A 15586-nucleotide genomic window follows, 5' to 3' on the forward strand; every position below is an offset into this window, starting at 1 on the left:
CGATTAAAAAGTAACATTAAGGTTAAAGCCTACACTTCTGGTAGTTGGTGTTTGCAGCGTAGAAGTACCTTCCCTGCCCGAATACTGATCTACATCAACATCGTTATAGGTAGAATTGATAAAGTACAACAGGTTACGTCCTACTACCGAAATATTGGCCGATTTGATAAAAGTGCGCTCCAGTAATTTTTTAGGCAATTGGTAGCCAAAAGTTACTTCACGCAATTTGGCATAGGTGCGGCTCATCATGGTGTTCTCTTTGGCGCCATAAAAAACGCCCAGATAATCCTGCAACAATTGCGGAGTTGTGTTTGGTGCAAAAGTTAGGTCGCCATAATTGGTAATTACACCAGTAACAGGATCGAAGTTAAGTTTACCGCCATTGGCAATCACCACGCCATCGCCTACCCATGTACCTTTATAAGTTGGATCGTTTACACGCAGGTAATCCTGGTATCTGGCTTCGCCCATTTTACCCTGAATGGTTTCGATCTGACGACCGCCCTGGAACGATTTTAACCTCACATAATCTTGCATTACTCCACCCACTTTGCCATCTAACTGGAAGCTGAAAGAGAAATTCTCATACCTGAATTTATTGCCAATACTCCATACCCAGTTTGGATCGGCATGGCCTAGCAGCTGGCTAACTGGTAAAGAAATCGGTGTACCACTTGAAGTATGGATCACCTGTCCACCTGGGGTTTTAGCTAATACAGAACCATAAATATTATCAATACGGTCGCCGGTTTTAAAGAATTGATCAACCGATGTTTCGCCCGGAGCAAGTTCTTTGTAAATCTGTTTGTAGGTAGACCAGTTGATCATAACATCCCAGCCAAATTTGTCGGTCACGATTGGTGCGCCCGATAAGCTTAACTCCACACCACTATTCTGTGTTTTACGGCCGTTGATGGTATTAGTTTGGTAACCTGTTGCTGCTGAGATATTTTGTCTGATAATTTTCGGCCCATCAATATACCTGAAATAAGTAGCTTCGAAACCTAACCTGTTTTTAAGGAACTTCAGATCGATACCACCTTCGTAATTGGTTCTGCTCTGTGCTTTTACCGCGTTCAGATCGATAAGGTTGTTGGTATAATAGGCACCTGTTTGGTTATTGTAGGTTGGCCTGATGCTGTATGGCGAAGAAAGACCGTAACCAGGACCACCGTATGACGAAGTATATTCTGCACCATAACCAATTGGATAAGTTTGCAGTGGTGTTGCACCGATAAATTCCTGTGTGCCCAAACCTGGGTCTTTAACGTTTGCATACGATGCCCTTACTTTTGCAAATGAAATAAAAGCAGGCATTTTTACATAATCGGAAACTACCGAACTTAACGAAACCGAAGGATAGAACGCTGAATTATTACGCGGCGAAAGCGCAGAGTTTTTATCTACACGACCAGTAGTATTGATGTTTAAATACTTTTTAAAGCTTAAATCAACTGAGTAAAAAGCACTTAACACCAACATTTTAGAATTAAAGTTGAATGCCTTTACAGGGTTTTTAGAGTTAGAGAAGTTATACACTTCCGGAACGTTTAAATAATCGGTTGTGGTAAAGCTCGAATTGTAACTGAAGTTACGGGCGTTACCTCCACCAAAAGCACTGATTTCGAATAAATCGCCAACGTTTTTGTTAAATTTTAATATCAACTGGGTATTGTTTTCGAACATGCTACGGCGGTCTTCCCTATAATCGCCCAAACCTTCTTCACGTCCGTATGGGTGAGCAGAAAACGGCATTTTCTCGGTCCTTAACTGGTCGTAGGTCGAAATCTGCGTTTTTAACAATACATCCAATCCTTTGGTTACATTGTAGTTTAAAGAGGCATAACCGTTAATATCGTTCTTTTTATGTCCGCGCAACCACTCATAAGATAAAAAATAAGGATTGTGGTAACGCTGGTATTCGGCGTAAATAGACTGGATTCCTTCTTTACCCGGCTGCCAGTAGTTTTTCATGTCGTCGATATTCCAATCGGCACCGCCCCAAAGCGTCATGTTATAAATTACGCTGTTCGGGCCATAGTTCACATCAGGTATATTATCAGAAAACTGGCGACTATAATTGATGTAGGCTTCAGCTCTTAATTTCGGACTGATGTTATACGAACCACTTACATTAAAATTGTTGATATTTAATTGTGTGTTCGGTATAATTCCTTTTTGATAATTATTGGATATAGAAACCCTTAAATTATACTTGTCTGTTGCAGAAGATAAGGCAATGTTGTTTGCCGAAAGTAATCCGGTTTGGATAAAACGTTTTAAGTTGTCCTTTCCACGGGCTACCCATGGCGTACCCTGGCGCACGCCGTTCACAATCGGACTATCATATTGAGGAATCAATTGACCGTCGAATTTTGGTCCCCAGATATCATAATCACCATCATTTAAACCACCACCTTTTCCATCACCAAAAGCATAAGCACTGTGCTCACCTGGCCCGTACTCGTCCTGACTTTTCGGCAAAGCGATAAATCCTTTATTAAACTGCGTGCTCGAATTTAGTTCTACAGTAAAACCTTTGTCGCTCAGTTTACCTTTTTTAGTGGTGATCAATAATGCACCATTATAAGCCTGATAACCATAAAGTGCCGCTGCTGCGGGGCCTTTAAGCACGGTATAAGTATCGATATCGTCGGGATTGATGTTCCAGGTATCTGAATTGATCGGCACCCCATCAACCACTACCAAATTAACATCGTTACCGCGAAGGTAAAGCGACGAACGGCCCAAAAGCTCTGAAGATACACCAACAGTTAAACCGGCAACCTTACCCACCAATCCGTTTACCGGATTAGCTTCTCTGGCTTTTACCAGATCGGCACCTTTTACTTCCTGAATGGCATAACCCAGGTTTCTTTTTTCTTTACGGATACCGAGGGCGGTAACCACTACCTCGTTTAAATTTTTCGAGTCTGTTTTTAAAGTTACGGTCAGGTTTGCGCCCGTAACCTGAACTTCTTGCGACAGAAATCCGATCGAACTAAAAACAAGTGTTTCGCCTGTTTTGGCGTCGAGGGTAAAGCGACCCGATAAATCGGTAGAGGTAGCTTTTTTGGTCCCTTTTACCATTACGCTAACGCCTGGGATCGGCTGTTGCGCATCATCTTTAACCAGACCAGCTATTTTTGTTTGTGCCCAAGTAAAATAAGGCGTGAGGCACAGTAACAGCAAAGCTACCATGCACATCTTCATCTTGTAGAGATGTTTCATTTATCTATAATTTTTTTAGGTTTTATAGATGCAATGATAAGATGTACATGTTAGCCTAATGCCAACTTTTAGTTAACAAAAACGCCTATTTCTGTTTAGTATTTGTTAACTAAATATTTTCTTAATGCTCTCTGCGGCATAACCTGCACTGGCAGTCATTCCTTTACCGCCAATAGCCGTACGGATGTGGATGCGATCGTCGAGATCGTAAGTTACAATATGTTTTGTTGCGTGCTGCGGATAAAATCCGGCCCAGGTACTTTGCAGTTTTCGCACATCGAAATCAACTATCCGGGCTGCTTCTTCGAGCATGAGTTCATTAATGTGGTGACTTAAATCGAAACCAAGATCGTCGAAATGGTTTACATCGGCATACACATGCGAATCGCCAATAATGATCGTATTATCTGCGGCTTTTTTGAACAGGATATGGATACCCCATTTTTTTAGCTCTTCATAATGCTCAGGCGTTTTAATGCTTTTGAAAGAAGGGCAATAATGCTCAAAACTCTCGTAACGCCTGGTGGTTAGTCCTGTTAAAATATTACCTGTTAAAGCTACTTCTGGCATAGGTATACTGCGCATCATCTGCAGCTTACTTACCACAATGCCGCTTTCGCTAAACAGTTCGGGATAAAGCAATTTAAACTCATAACCGTTACAGATAATGGCTTTCTCTGCCGTAAAAAGCGTGGTATTATTTTTTAAACCTACTTTAACACCAGTACCTTTGCTTTCGCAGGCGGTAACCGGACTGTTGTATTTAAGGGTATATTGTGCAAACTTAGTCTGCATATATTCGTGCAGGCGGTGGATCATTTGATCTGGTGCTACACTAATTTCCTGAGGGAAAAAGATGGCTTCTTTGGCATAAGAAGATTTAATAACAGGATATTTCTTTAAAACCGTCTCATGACTAAGCAATTCGGTTTCGTAACCGATGGTATCGTAATGTGCTTTCAGCTCATGAATTAAGGCCTGCTCATCATTATCTGATGCGATGTACACACTGCCATTTTGCTGCACGGAAATATCGAACTCCTGCTGAATGGATTTGTAAATATCTAAACCAGCCACCCCATATCCAAACCATTCGGCTTCCATACCCGAGGGTACCACCTGACCAAAATTGCGCACAGTAGCGCCTACCGGAAAATTGTCTTTTTCGAGCTGCAGTACCGATTTGCCCGAAAGTAAAGCATGATAAGCATGGAATGTTCCTAAAATCCCTCCACCAATTACAATAAGATCGAAATGTTTATTCATTGTTTATTTTTTGTTGATGCCAAACGTTTTTAATTTATCCAGACACCAATGTTATTTAATATTATTATTCTATTCATCTGCAAACCAAGTCGTCATTGCGAGAAGGCTTTTTCAGCCGACGAAGCAATCTTAAACCGAGCGCTAGTAGCGATCGTTGTAAGATTGCTTCGTGCCTCGCAATGACGAAGCTACTCATTATGACCCAACCTAACTTTTTTACCCTTATCTCTTTATTCCCCTGTTAAAACCATTTTTCCCATTGCCTGCATCTTTTTATTTGTAACCAACGTTTTTCTTCTAAAATAGATCAACGAAAGTATACTGCACACCCCACCAATTAATGGTATGGCGAACAAACACTGTTTAAAAAAGTGCATCCAGCTGGTACTCGTTTCGCCAAACTCATGAAACAGCAGTATCGAAAAACTACCTACGTAGCCAATTGAATCGGCCACATACATAATAAAACCAATGTTGCTTTTATAGTGAAAATTGGCAATCATCCGTTCAAAGAAAATGGCGTTATAGGGAATGTAGGCCATATACAGTCCCATACCCAGTAAAGCCATCCAGCTAACAGGTCCAATGTAGCGCTTATCAAAAAAGAATGTACTTACGCCAATTAGCAAACAGCCCGAAATAATCATGATGTGAATCACAGTAAAAGCTTTGAGATTATCTTTAATCAGGATCAAAAGCCCCATCATCACCAATACCACAACCGAAATCAGGGTATCAATCTGCGTGTAGATATGGTTGTTATGAATACCTAAGCCATTCCAGATTTCTACTTCGAAATTATCGCGCATATCACGGATACAGGTAAGCAATACGTAAATGATAATGGTTAAGATAATACCCGGCAAAAATGTGGTGATAAACTTTCTGCGCTGTTTTGCATCCATCGGCACCCGCTTGGTACGTAACTCCTGATCTTCTTTTGAAGGCGGCGGAATAACTTCCAGGCAAAAAACAAACAGGAAAAGCGGAAGCAGAAAAACCAATCCGGTAAGAAAAGGCATCCAATAATCGCTTACCGAAGCAAACGACATCAGCGTTCTGGCTACAGTTTTAACAAAACCTGAGGCAAATATTAAACTGATCGACATTAATGCACCCATAAATTCGGTTGTTTTCCTTCCTTCCAAATAGCTGAATACCAAACCCCAGATCATGCCCAAAGGGAAACCATTGAGGAAAAGAAATACAATATTGTAAGGAGCAGGTACCAAAGCAAATCCGAGCAGGGCAAACCAGGAAAAAAGAATCAGAAAAATGATGCTCCGTGCCCGGTTACTTTTCCCCGATTCGGAAATAAAACGGATACCATAAAACTTACTTAAAGTGTAACCTACCATTTGTGCAATAACCAACCAGACTTTATAATCGATATGCAGAAATTCCTGGTGTTCAAAAGTAGCAGAGGCAAAAGCTTTACGAAAGGCATACATACTGGTGTAACAACCAAATGCTGCTATACCACCAAGCATTGTAATTAACCAATAAGGCCAATTAAGTGCTTTTTTACGGGCAAGATGAAGTAAACTCATCCTAATATCTGCTTATGTTGTTTATCATACCGAACACCACAAATTTGATTGACATGTGTGTTTTATTTAAAAACACAATAGTAAACATTGTTTATTATTAGTAAACAATTTCAAAATTATCAAATTGTTAAGTTTTTACTGTGTAAGGCTTGTATTTTATTTCGTAAAAGCCTCTAATACCGGCCTTCCTCTCCAACTTTGCGGTTGTTGTAACCTCATTAACCAGGCCAGTGTTGCGGCCGTATCGTAGGTAATAATTACATCTTTTATTTCGTGGTTTTTACGAATACCGGGGCCAGAGATAATCCACGGGATCTGCACTTCATCGAGCGATTTACCACCATGGCCTTTACCTTTACCACCGTGATCGGCAGTAACTAGGATAACAGTTTCATCGGCTATGCCTGCATCGTTAACTGCTTTTAGAATCTTACCGATCCGCTGATCTACCAATTCCAGTTGTTTATAATAAGCAGGTGTACGGTGACCGATTGAATGCCCCGTACCATCAGGTTCGTCTAAATGCAGGAAGGTAAAATAAGGTTTTTCTTTTTTGATAATCGCAACAGTGGTATCAGTGCAAAAATCATCTTTGTCATTTCCGCTAACGATGATATTTACTGCTTGTTTCTCAAATAAATAACCAATACCGCTCCAGCTATACACAATAGCTGTTTTAGCCTGTTTTTTTTGATCTCTGATTACACTAAATATCCCCGGGAACAAACCATAAGATGTTTTGGTGATAGATGGAATTTCGGGCACTTTACTGTCCCATTCGGTATAACCATGTTCAGTTGGCCCAGCACCCATTAACAGGGAAGCCCAGTTTACAGCACTGGAAGATGGCAATACACAGCGTGCCTGTGTAGTCCACGAGCCGTTGGCCATTAATGCCTTAAGATGAGGCATATTCGCCTCTGGCAAAGCGTAGCCACCAAAACCATCGCAACCGATTAAAATTACGTGTTTAATTTTTTTAGATTGCGCCTGTGCAAATACACATAAACAAAGTAACACTAAAGTACTTTTCAAAAATCTTTTCATATTCATGTTTTTCTGTTACCAAACCTAAGATTGGTTTATAAAGATGAAGATAAATATTTGTTAAGTATTAATAAACTTTGTTTAACAGAATGTTACTCAAAAAAATAAATTACCAGCATTAGCGCTTTGCTATCGCCAACATTAACCGGGGTATGTGAAAGCCTTCCATCGAAAAGCATTGAGTCTCCTTTTTCGAGTATAATTTTCTTTTTCGAAAACTGGTACTCTACTTTACCTTCTATCATGTATTTAAACTCAAAAGCTTCGGTTTTCACCATTGGGCGATGCGCATTCACCTCGAGCTCGAGCAGCACAAAATCGGCAGTAGAAAATTTAATGTTCTTGGTTAAAATACGCGAGTAGTTAAAACCTGTGGCCTGTTCTTTTTCGAACTTCTGATACTGATCTTTTCGTTTCACCAGAACGGGGGCATCTTTTTTATGAAAATTGATATCCTTAAAAAAACTGTTCAGATCTATCTGCAGACTTTTAATAATATCCATTAATACCATTAAAGACGGAATGGTACGGCTATTTTCGATTTGAGAGATCAGCCCTTTACTTACCTCTGCTTTATTTGCAAGTTCCTGAACGGTAATACCCAGCTCTTTACGTCTTTCTTTAATTTTAAGGCTAATCTGTAAAAGAATTTCTTCTTGCATATGCTAAAATCGTGTTAATAACGCTAATGTATTATTTTATTCCTACAATCGAAATCAACAATCGCATAAGTTACCAAATTACATTTTTTAACATCCTTATAAAAACAAATCGCCGCCATAAAAGGCGGCGATAACAAAAATTTAACGGTAATGTCCGGGTACCCAATACCGACCGCCATGAGGGCCAATATTATAATGCCCACGTACCCAGTGTGCCCTTGGTGCACGTGCGCTTACCACGCATGCACTAAAATTAACCGCCATAACCAATAAGAGCAATGCATTTACAATCCTTTTCATAACCTAACCTTTTAAGTAAAAAAATAAATCGAGCTTTATGCTGTGTGTTTTATTTTGACGGAGGAAGGATAAGAAAGGTTTAATTGGTATTGCTTTTACTTATAAAGTTAACCTCATGCTGAACTTGTTTCAGCATCTTTTTATTTCAAATAAGACCTGAAATAAATTCAGGGTGACGCCACACAGAAAAACGGCCTAACCATACTGGCCAGACCGCTTCATTTATATATTTAAAAAAGATTAGAAACTATATCGCAATCCCAATTGCATCTGGTAACGTGAGGCAAAGAAATCTTTTGAATAAGAGGTTACATCTTTCTGTGCAAAAGTATATACCGGATATGTTGTTGGTGTACCTGCAGTTTGTACTTTAATACCCACACTGGCCATAGAGTTATAGGTATTAGGAGAGAAATACTGAATTCCCCAGTCTTTATTTACCAAATTGGTCAGGTTGATAATATCGTAAGTTAAAGTAAGTACATGCGGGTGTTTTCCTTTTGCCACCTGAATATCCTGAGAGAAACGGAAATCAGCCTGAACATTCCAAGGAGTACGTGCACCGTTACGTTCTGTAAAATCACCACGGCGGGTACTTAAGTATTTATCTCCGTTAATGTAGTTATCAAATGCAGCAGCCTGCGCAATACCATCAGGTGTACTTGCAAAGAACTTGGCAGTTTCTCCTACAGCCGGAATATACATCAGACTTACAGTTTGACCAGTTCCATTGATCCTGGTATTTACTAAACCCAATGAATATGGCGAACCCGATTGACCGCTGAAGAATAAGGAGAAGTTAGATACATACTTACCGTTTTTAGCCCAATCTAACCTATAATTGATTGTAGAGATAATCCTGTTGCGGATATCGAAATTAGAATAAGCCAAGCCTGGGTTATTTGGACTAAGGGCCTGGTTTAACTGCCAGTTAGATTCCATTGAATTACGGATGCCATTGGCAATATCTTTCGATCTTCCATAGGTATAAGCCACCATCATATCTAAGCCCATAGGAAGCGATTTACTTACCTGTGCTGTTAAACTGTATTTGTATCCTTTATCTGTATTTGATAAAAGGTAAGCATTGGTATATAAAGGATTAATTTTAGTACCTGAATAAATCGGCATCTGTTTCTGTGTATCGTAAACCATGTATTTTGGATTATCTACATAGTTGATCTGTTGAAACTGCACATCTTTGATCACCTGGCTAAAAATTCCTTCCAATGTAAATTTCCACTGGTCATCAGTTTTATAATCGAAAGCCAAATTACTTCTCCATGCTTTTGGCATTTTAAAGTTATTATCAACCAAATCTACCTGCGTAGCGCCACTTGCATCTTTAACATTTATGCCCTGGTTAGTTACATAACCTGCTTCGCCATTACCGGTTAAAGCATCTTTAATCGGATCGGAACCCGCAACCGGTTTCACGATTTTGCTAGGATCAGCATTTGTATAAACATACGATTTATCAAAAGCACCGTAGTTAACTCCGTTATTGTAATAAGCATAACCTATCCATGCAAAAGGAACACGGCTGGTAAATAAACCGGTACCGCCACGCATAACCAAACTTTGGTTACCTAATACATCGAAGTTAAAACCAACACGTGGAGAAATCTGTATTTTGTTCAGGAATTTTCCGGTAATTGATGATGGCTGCGTATAAGTATAAGTTGTACCATAGTTAGGATCAACCGGAGAGTTTGTTGTTTTTGAACTCAATGATGGCATATCAGGCAAGTTTGCCATATCAAAACGCAAACCCGGTGTTAATTTAAAACGATCGCCAATACGGATTTCGTCCTGACCATACACACTGTACATGTTCACATTAAATTCTGCAGTTGGGTTTGCAATGATGTTATCACGGCTGTTATCATCATAGTTGTAGCTGGTACGCACCCTATTTGGCTGATTAGCCAGGAAATCGGCAACACTGCTATAAGCCACGCGGCCGTTCCATGAGTTTACGAAACCATAGTTGATATTGTAAAACTCGTTGTGCGTACCAACGGTAAAAGTATGGATACCCGAGCTATAAGTATAGTTATCGGTAAATTCGAAAGTATTTTGCTTCATGTTGAAGATACTTGCCTCACGGTCAGTACCTAAAAACAATGTTCCCCCGTTAGAAGCAATCTCGATCTGCGGTAATGCCGGATTAGAAAGTGGATCACGATAATCGTGAACGGTAGAATAACCTACAATTAAATTGTTGGTAGCTGAATTGCCAAAACGGGTTTTCAGATCTGCAACTGTAGAGGTTTGATTGTTGTTCTGTTTAAAATCGATACCGCCAAACCTGAAATTAGACTGATCTCTTTCTAAGTTTGTCGCTTTCGAAATGATGGTATTATTTCTGATGGTTAACTGGGTACTTTCACTGATGTTCCAATCTAAGCGGTTAAAGAACTTGTTAGACTGCGAATAGATGTTGTAATCGCCAAACGAACCAGCATCTACACCATATACATTTTTCATGCGATCAGAAATCTGCTGTGCCTCAGTTAAGGTAAGCAATTTCATGTCAGACGATCCTGCTCCTAAAATTACCGGATCCTGACGGCGGGTAATCTCCTCATTGGTGAAGAAGAACAATTTATCTTTAATGATCGGAAAACCTACGCGGAAACCGGTTTGATAATCGTGAAAAGCAGACGGTTCTTTGCTGTTATCGCCAATTTTGTTTCTACCGATCAGTGAAGCGTTACGGCCATAACCATAAACCGATCCTACAACCTCATTGGTACCACCACGTGTAACGGCATTAATGCTGCCACCTAAAAAGTTACCCACTTTAACATCATATGGAGAAAGTAAAACCGTAACATCCTGGATCGCATCAAGTGAAACCGGGTTGGTACGTGTACTGCTTCCCGGCATGCCCGAGCTTCCACTCTGACCACCTAATGAAGGACTAAAACCAATGGCATCGTTATTAATCGCACCATCAATAGTTACGTTGTTATACCTAAAGTTGGTACCGCCAAAAGTATTATCCTTGCTGCCTTGAGGAGTAACCCTTGTTACATCCTGCAAGCTGCGGTTCATGGTTGGCAAAGTTTTGATCTGACCTTCGCCAATACTTGTACCTGCACCAGATTTTGTTCCGCCTTTTTGGCCTTTAACACTTACTTCGGCCAATTGATTACCCTGCTCCTGAAGATCAAGATCGAGCCTTACATCCGAACCTAAGGTTAAATAAATATTCTCTTTTACCACCGGACTATAACCCACAAAGGTTACGGTAATTTTGTATGGCCCGCCTGGGTTTAAGTTGCCGATACGGTAAAGTCCGTTCTCGTTTGACGAACCCTTAGATACAGTACCTGTTGGAACGTGCATCATTACAATGGTTGCCCCTGGGATGATACCTTTATTATCCTTAATCTTTCCATTAATACTAGATGTTGTAACCTGTGCCTGAGCAAATGTGACTAAGAGCAGCAGAATACTTACTAGGGATAGTATACGTGATTTCATTTTCTGTTGTTTTATTTTTATGCAAAACAACAGTCCTAATGTTAATTAAATATTAACAATAAATTAAGTTTAACATTACGTTAACAGTATGAAAATCAGAACAATACAATAAGAAAACAATTCCTTAACAACCAATATTTCAGGCCGGAATATAATGAAGAATAGAAAACCAAAGATGAAAACGAAAGATGAAGATTTGATGAAGTTTGGGTTAGTCCAAAGTCATTAGTCGGAAGTCCAAAGTCGATTAAACGGTCATGCGTTTGGAGCCACGCGTTTAGCGTTGATTAATCTTTTGAGTTGGGAGCTTGGAGTCGTGTGCTTGGAGTCAATTAACCAATTTAAAAATTAACCAGTTAACCGTTACACAAGTTTCTGCACCATGCTAACCAATAAATGAATGACAAATGAACTAATGAACTCATTCATTATCTTTGCAACATGACGATTAGATTAGCCGTAGCCGCAGATATTCCGAAGATAATGAATTTAGTAAGCAAGGTTGTACCATTAATGCGTGCCGCAGGAAATTTCCAGTGGGGAGATGATTACCCTAACCCCGAGGTATTTGCCAATGATATTATTATCGGCCAGCTATGGGTGACTGAACTAGAAGACAAGCTTGTTGGTGTTTCTGCAATTACCACAGATCAAGATCCCGAGTATGCCGATGCAGGTTGGGATATTAACGAAAAGGCAATTGTTACGCATCGTTTAGCAGTAGACCCAGACTGCCAGGGCATGGGTATTGCCAGGGCTTTAATGAACCAGGCCGAGGCGGTAGCAAAAGCTTCGGGTATTTCCATCTTAAGGGTGGATACCAATAGCGAAAATATGGCCACCCAGGCGCTTTTCCCGAAACTCGGCTATCAGTTTAGTGGTGAAATTAGCCTGGCTAAACGACCTGGCCTCCGTTTCTTTTGTTATCAAAAATTATTGTAATCATCAGCTTAAACTTTTAACAAACCACGAAATGCTCTTGCGGCATAATACGATTGTGCGCCATTGTGATACACGAACACATGATCGTAGCGGCGATCACCGAAAAGGGCACCACCTAATTTTCTGATTTCGGGAGGAGTAACAATCCAACTCGATGTTTTGGTATCGAATTTTCCGAGTTGCTGCAAAAAGCGGTACTGTTCTTCTGTTAAGAGCTCTACACCCATAGCAGCAGCCATATCAATGGCATTATTTTCGGGCTGATGCTCTTTTCTCGATTCCAGTCCTTCCAAATCATAGCAAATACTTCTACGGCCTTTAGGGCTTTCTGCCGAACAATCGTAAAAAATATATTCGCCTGTTTTTTTATCATAATCAACAACATCGGGTTCGCCACCAGTTACCTCCATTTCGTCAAGCACCCATAGTTTTTCAGCATTTGCTTCCAACTTCGCCTGTACCTTAGCCCATTCCAGTCCTTTATGCCGATTCATATTCTTCTCGAAACGGGCTTTTAATATATGAAGGAGTTCTTCTGTCTGCACTGCCGACAACTCTTTTTTATTGTTATTTATTTTACTCATAAGTTTTATACATTGGTTAAAAATTCTTTCACATCTTCAATCAACGATCCTTTCCTGATTTCAGGAAATACCAAATCCATTTGAAGCGCAACATCAGTATAAAGCACTAAGTTTCTTCCCGTTTTCCACTTTTACGCTTTCCCGAAAGTTCGGAATACCTCGTTACTGCAGGGTAACGCTTCACCTGGGCTAAATAGCTAAGACAGCTTTTCATTTTGAGGATTGCAGGGCGCACAAACCCTTGCTCCTAAACCGGATCCGATGGCTATCGGATGCAGCGAACACGAGGTGTAACGGAGTAAAGCGAAAAGCCGGACCGAGGGCCTCCAAGAACCACAAACCGCTCATTTCCTAATTTCAAAAAACACTAATATCTACCTGAAGCACAATGCCTTTACACTACATTAAAAGATCCTTCGACTACGCTCTACACAGGAGTCCTTTGGACAGGATGACAAACCAATAGTGATAACATCCGACACCACGAAATAGGGAACGATTAGTCATTCAATCCTTTGCCATTTAATATCTGTGGCATAAATTTCTCTACTCTTGCCTCACGGGTTTTAGCTTGCTTGGGCGCCGCAAAATGAAGCAGATAAGCTCTTTGACGGCCAGGCGTTAATGCTTCGAATGCCGCTTTTAAATCTGGAATGTGATCTAATTTATGCTGAAATTCATCTGGAATGGTATACTCTGCTGTTTTTTTCAAATCTACTTTCAAACCAGCTTTTTCTACCTCAATGGCTTCATAAATATAAGTCTTCAAAATTGGCTTCAGTTCCACTATTTCGAGTGCATTGGTAAAGCGTGCCTGCCTGCCCACTTGTACATTCTTCGTTTGCTGGATCAAAATCCCTGCGGCATCATTTAATAAAACGCCTTTAAAAAATAAAAATGCGCAGTATTCTTTAAAATCATGTATTAAAACGATGTTGCTGTTGTGTAAGGTATAACAAGGCACTCCCCATTTTAATTCTTCGGAAAGTCCGCAATCTAAGGCAATTGCCCGCAGCAGCAGCAGTTCTTCCTGCCACTTTTTCGCTTTATTAAAATAAAAATCAACTTTTGGATTCGTTTTCATATCAGTCGAATTTGTTTATTCCTTTGCCCTGTTCTTTCCTTATGGTTTCAGTGTTTGCATCATAAATATAGAATTGTCATCCTGAGCTTGTCGAAGGACCATTTTAAATGTCTTACAAGGCGTTTCGACAGGCTCAACGTGACAAATTCGATTGATTTACAAATGTGATACAGCCTCTTTTCTATCCGCAGGCCTAAAATACCACGAAATTACAGTTAACACAAGTAGCAATATTGGTCCGAAGTATGCAGAAGTACTGGTATCGCCAATTGCAATGTGCGAAAAAACAGCACCAGACATCGCAAAGAAAAAACCTGCATAAGCCCATTCTTTCAATAAAGTAAATTTAGGAATTAACACCGCAACCACACCTAAAATTTTCCAAATCCCCAATATAGTCAGAAAATAAAGTGGATAACCCAATTGCGTAAACAATGCCACTTCTTCTTTCATTTTTATCAACTGTACTATTCCTGTTGACAACATGCCTAATGACAGCCAAACGGTGGCAATCCAATAGATAATTTTGTTTCTCTTTGTCATAATCTGTTATTTTAATTGATTTACAATGTTTTGCAAACGGTTATGCGCCATATTAACACCCTGAGCAAAGGGCAAGGCAAGTATTTGATCCCTTAATGCTACTGATTTATAAACTACATGCATAGTAAGTTTACTACGATCGTCGGTTAGTTTATCAAACTTTAAAAACTCAAGCTGAACACCAAAAGGTGTATGCTCCATTTCGAATGTCCGCGTTATTTTTTCATCAGGCAAAAACTCGTGTATCACTCCGGTGGCTACAAATGCTACGTTCCCTTTAGCATCAGCAGTTTCGAACTGGTAACTGCCGTACTTTTTGTTTTCAAGCTTCAGTACTTTTGTCCCCATCCATTGCGCTATAATTTCAGGCTCAACATAAGCCTTAAAAAGCAATTCTACAGGTAGATCAAATTCTCTGGTAATGATCATTTCCTGTTTGCCATTTTCGGCATCAATTTTTGTTTTCTGCTCCATATTATGCTATTTGCTTGGTTTATAGTTTTTCATGATATCTTCCAGTTTATTAAACCTGTCGTCCCACATTTTGCGGAACGGCTCAATAAAATCAGCAATTTCTTTCATTTTTTTTGCGTTAGTGTGGTAATGAATTTCTCTGCCGTTTTGTTTTTGTTCTAACAATTCGCACTCAGTAAGGATCTGCAGGTGTTTTGAAACAGTTGGCCTTGCGGTGTCGAAATTGGTAGCTATTGCACCAGCCGTCATAGACTGCGAGGCCACCAACAATAGTATAGCCCTTCTTGTAGGGTCGGCAATGGCCTGAAATACATCTCTTCTTAAATTCATTATGTAGCTATTTGACTACAAATATAAATGTAGTCATTTAACTACGCAAATTTTTATGAAAGTTTTTTTATAAGGCTTTCT

The 15586-nt window shown here is 39.9% G+C and carries 13 protein-coding genes; 1 reads left to right on the forward strand and 12 read right to left on the reverse strand.

The annotated features are described in order from the left end of the window. Window positions 1–3: 3 nt before the first annotated feature. The 7 genes from ASU31_RS04985 to ASU31_RS05010 form a co-directional block, all read right to left on the reverse strand. Window positions 4–3231 carry a SusC/RagA family TonB-linked outer membrane protein gene (locus ASU31_RS04985; RefSeq protein WP_057931277.1) on the reverse strand — a complete coding sequence of 1076 codons (3228 nt, stop codon included), beginning with the start codon at window positions 3229–3231 and terminating at the stop codon, window positions 4–6. A 105-nt stretch (window positions 3232–3336) separates the two neighbouring features. Continuing rightward, entirely contained in the window at window positions 3337–4497 is a 1161-nt protein-coding gene (locus tag ASU31_RS04990; RefSeq protein ID WP_057931278.1) for a TIGR03364 family FAD-dependent oxidoreductase, read from the reverse strand. Between the two features lie 230 nt (window positions 4498–4727). After that, window positions 4728–6047, reverse strand: a complete 1320-nt coding sequence (locus tag ASU31_RS04995) for a DUF5690 family protein (RefSeq protein ID WP_057931279.1) — start codon at window positions 6045–6047, stop codon at window positions 4728–4730. A 156-nt stretch (window positions 6048–6203) separates the two neighbouring features. After that, on the reverse strand, window positions 6204–7094 hold the full coding sequence (locus ASU31_RS05000) for an alkaline phosphatase family protein (RefSeq protein ID WP_057931280.1): 891 nt from the start codon (window positions 7092–7094) through the stop codon (window positions 6204–6206). Window positions 7095–7186: 92 nt separating this feature from the next. Beyond that, on the reverse strand, window positions 7187–7756 hold the full coding sequence (locus ASU31_RS05005; protein ID WP_057931281.1) for a helix-turn-helix domain-containing protein: 570 nt from the start codon (window positions 7754–7756) through the stop codon (window positions 7187–7189). Window positions 7757–7897: 141 nt separating this feature from the next. Next, complete coding sequence (locus ASU31_RS27695; RefSeq protein ID WP_167346157.1) at window positions 7898–8056, reverse strand: hypothetical protein; 159 nt, start codon at window positions 8054–8056, stop codon at window positions 7898–7900. A gap of 240 nt (window positions 8057–8296) precedes the next feature. Beyond that, window positions 8297–11548 carry a TonB-dependent receptor gene (locus tag ASU31_RS05010; RefSeq protein ID WP_057931282.1) on the reverse strand — a complete coding sequence of 1084 codons (3252 nt, stop codon included), beginning with the start codon at window positions 11546–11548 and terminating at the stop codon, window positions 8297–8299. A gap of 441 nt (window positions 11549–11989) precedes the next feature. Here ASU31_RS05010 and ASU31_RS05015 point away from each other — a divergent pair, with 441 nt between their 5' ends. Then, window positions 11990–12490 carry a GNAT family N-acetyltransferase gene (locus tag ASU31_RS05015; RefSeq protein ID WP_057931283.1) on the forward strand — a complete coding sequence of 167 codons (501 nt, stop codon included), beginning with the start codon at window positions 11990–11992 and terminating at the stop codon, window positions 12488–12490. Between the two features lie 8 nt (window positions 12491–12498). Here the strand turns inward: ASU31_RS05015 and ASU31_RS05020 are convergent, their stop codons facing one another. The 5 genes from ASU31_RS05020 to ASU31_RS05040 form a co-directional block, all read right to left on the reverse strand. Further along, on the reverse strand, window positions 12499–13074 hold the full coding sequence (locus ASU31_RS05020; protein ID WP_057931284.1) for a DUF4256 domain-containing protein: 576 nt from the start codon (window positions 13072–13074) through the stop codon (window positions 12499–12501). A 499-nt stretch (window positions 13075–13573) separates the two neighbouring features. Continuing rightward, window positions 13574–14158, reverse strand: coding sequence for a YdeI/OmpD-associated family protein (locus ASU31_RS05025; protein WP_057931285.1), 585 nt, complete (start codon window positions 14156–14158; stop codon window positions 13574–13576). 156 nt (window positions 14159–14314) lie between these two features. Beyond that, the gene (locus tag ASU31_RS05030) at window positions 14315–14701 is read right to left on the reverse strand and encodes a DoxX family protein (protein ID WP_057931286.1); all 387 of its coding nucleotides are present in this window, start codon (window positions 14699–14701) and stop codon (window positions 14315–14317) included. A 6-nt stretch (window positions 14702–14707) separates the two neighbouring features. Beyond that, window positions 14708–15175, reverse strand: a complete 468-nt coding sequence (locus ASU31_RS05035) for an SRPBCC domain-containing protein (protein WP_057931287.1) — start codon at window positions 15173–15175, stop codon at window positions 14708–14710. Between the two features lie 6 nt (window positions 15176–15181). Continuing rightward, a complete protein-coding gene (locus ASU31_RS05040; protein ID WP_057931288.1) occupies window positions 15182–15505 on the reverse strand; it encodes an ArsR/SmtB family transcription factor in 324 nt (107 codons plus the stop codon). Between the last annotated feature and the right edge of the window lie 81 nt (window positions 15506–15586).

Source organism: Pedobacter ginsenosidimutans (genome assembly GCF_001442625.1).
Classification (GTDB): domain Bacteria; phylum Bacteroidota; class Bacteroidia; order Sphingobacteriales; family Sphingobacteriaceae; genus Pedobacter; species Pedobacter ginsenosidimutans.

Excerpts from the sequence above, each read along its gene's own strand:
- ASU31_RS04985 (WP_057931277.1), bottom strand. The coding sequence starts at position 3,231 with ATGAAACATCTCTACAAGATGAAGATGTGCATGGTAGCTTTGCTGTTA.
- ASU31_RS04990 (WP_057931278.1), bottom strand. The coding sequence starts at position 4,497 with ATGAATAAACATTTCGATCTTATTGTAATTGGTGGAGGGATTTTAGGA.
- ASU31_RS04995 (WP_057931279.1), bottom strand. The coding sequence starts at position 6,047 with ATGAGTTTACTTCATCTTGCCCGTAAAAAAGCACTTAATTGGCCTTAT.
- ASU31_RS05000 (WP_057931280.1), bottom strand. The coding sequence starts at position 7,094 with ATGAAAAGATTTTTGAAAAGTACTTTAGTGTTACTTTGTTTATGTGTA.
- ASU31_RS05005 (WP_057931281.1), bottom strand. The coding sequence starts at position 7,756 with ATGCAAGAAGAAATTCTTTTACAGATTAGCCTTAAAATTAAAGAAAGA.
- ASU31_RS27695 (WP_167346157.1), bottom strand. The coding sequence starts at position 8,056 with ATGAAAAGGATTGTAAATGCATTGCTCTTATTGGTTATGGCGGTTAAT.
- ASU31_RS05010 (WP_057931282.1), bottom strand. The coding sequence starts at position 11,548 with ATGAAATCACGTATACTATCCCTAGTAAGTATTCTGCTGCTCTTAGTC.
- ASU31_RS05015 (WP_057931283.1), top strand. The coding sequence starts at position 11,990 with ATGACGATTAGATTAGCCGTAGCCGCAGATATTCCGAAGATAATGAAT.
- ASU31_RS05020 (WP_057931284.1), bottom strand. The coding sequence starts at position 13,074 with ATGAGTAAAATAAATAACAATAAAAAAGAGTTGTCGGCAGTGCAGACA.
- ASU31_RS05025 (WP_057931285.1), bottom strand. The coding sequence starts at position 14,158 with ATGAAAACGAATCCAAAAGTTGATTTTTATTTTAATAAAGCGAAAAAG.
- ASU31_RS05030 (WP_057931286.1), bottom strand. The coding sequence starts at position 14,701 with ATGACAAAGAGAAACAAAATTATCTATTGGATTGCCACCGTTTGGCTG.
- ASU31_RS05035 (WP_057931287.1), bottom strand. The coding sequence starts at position 15,175 with ATGGAGCAGAAAACAAAAATTGATGCCGAAAATGGCAAACAGGAAATG.
- ASU31_RS05040 (WP_057931288.1), bottom strand. The coding sequence starts at position 15,505 with ATGAATTTAAGAAGAGATGTATTTCAGGCCATTGCCGACCCTACAAGA.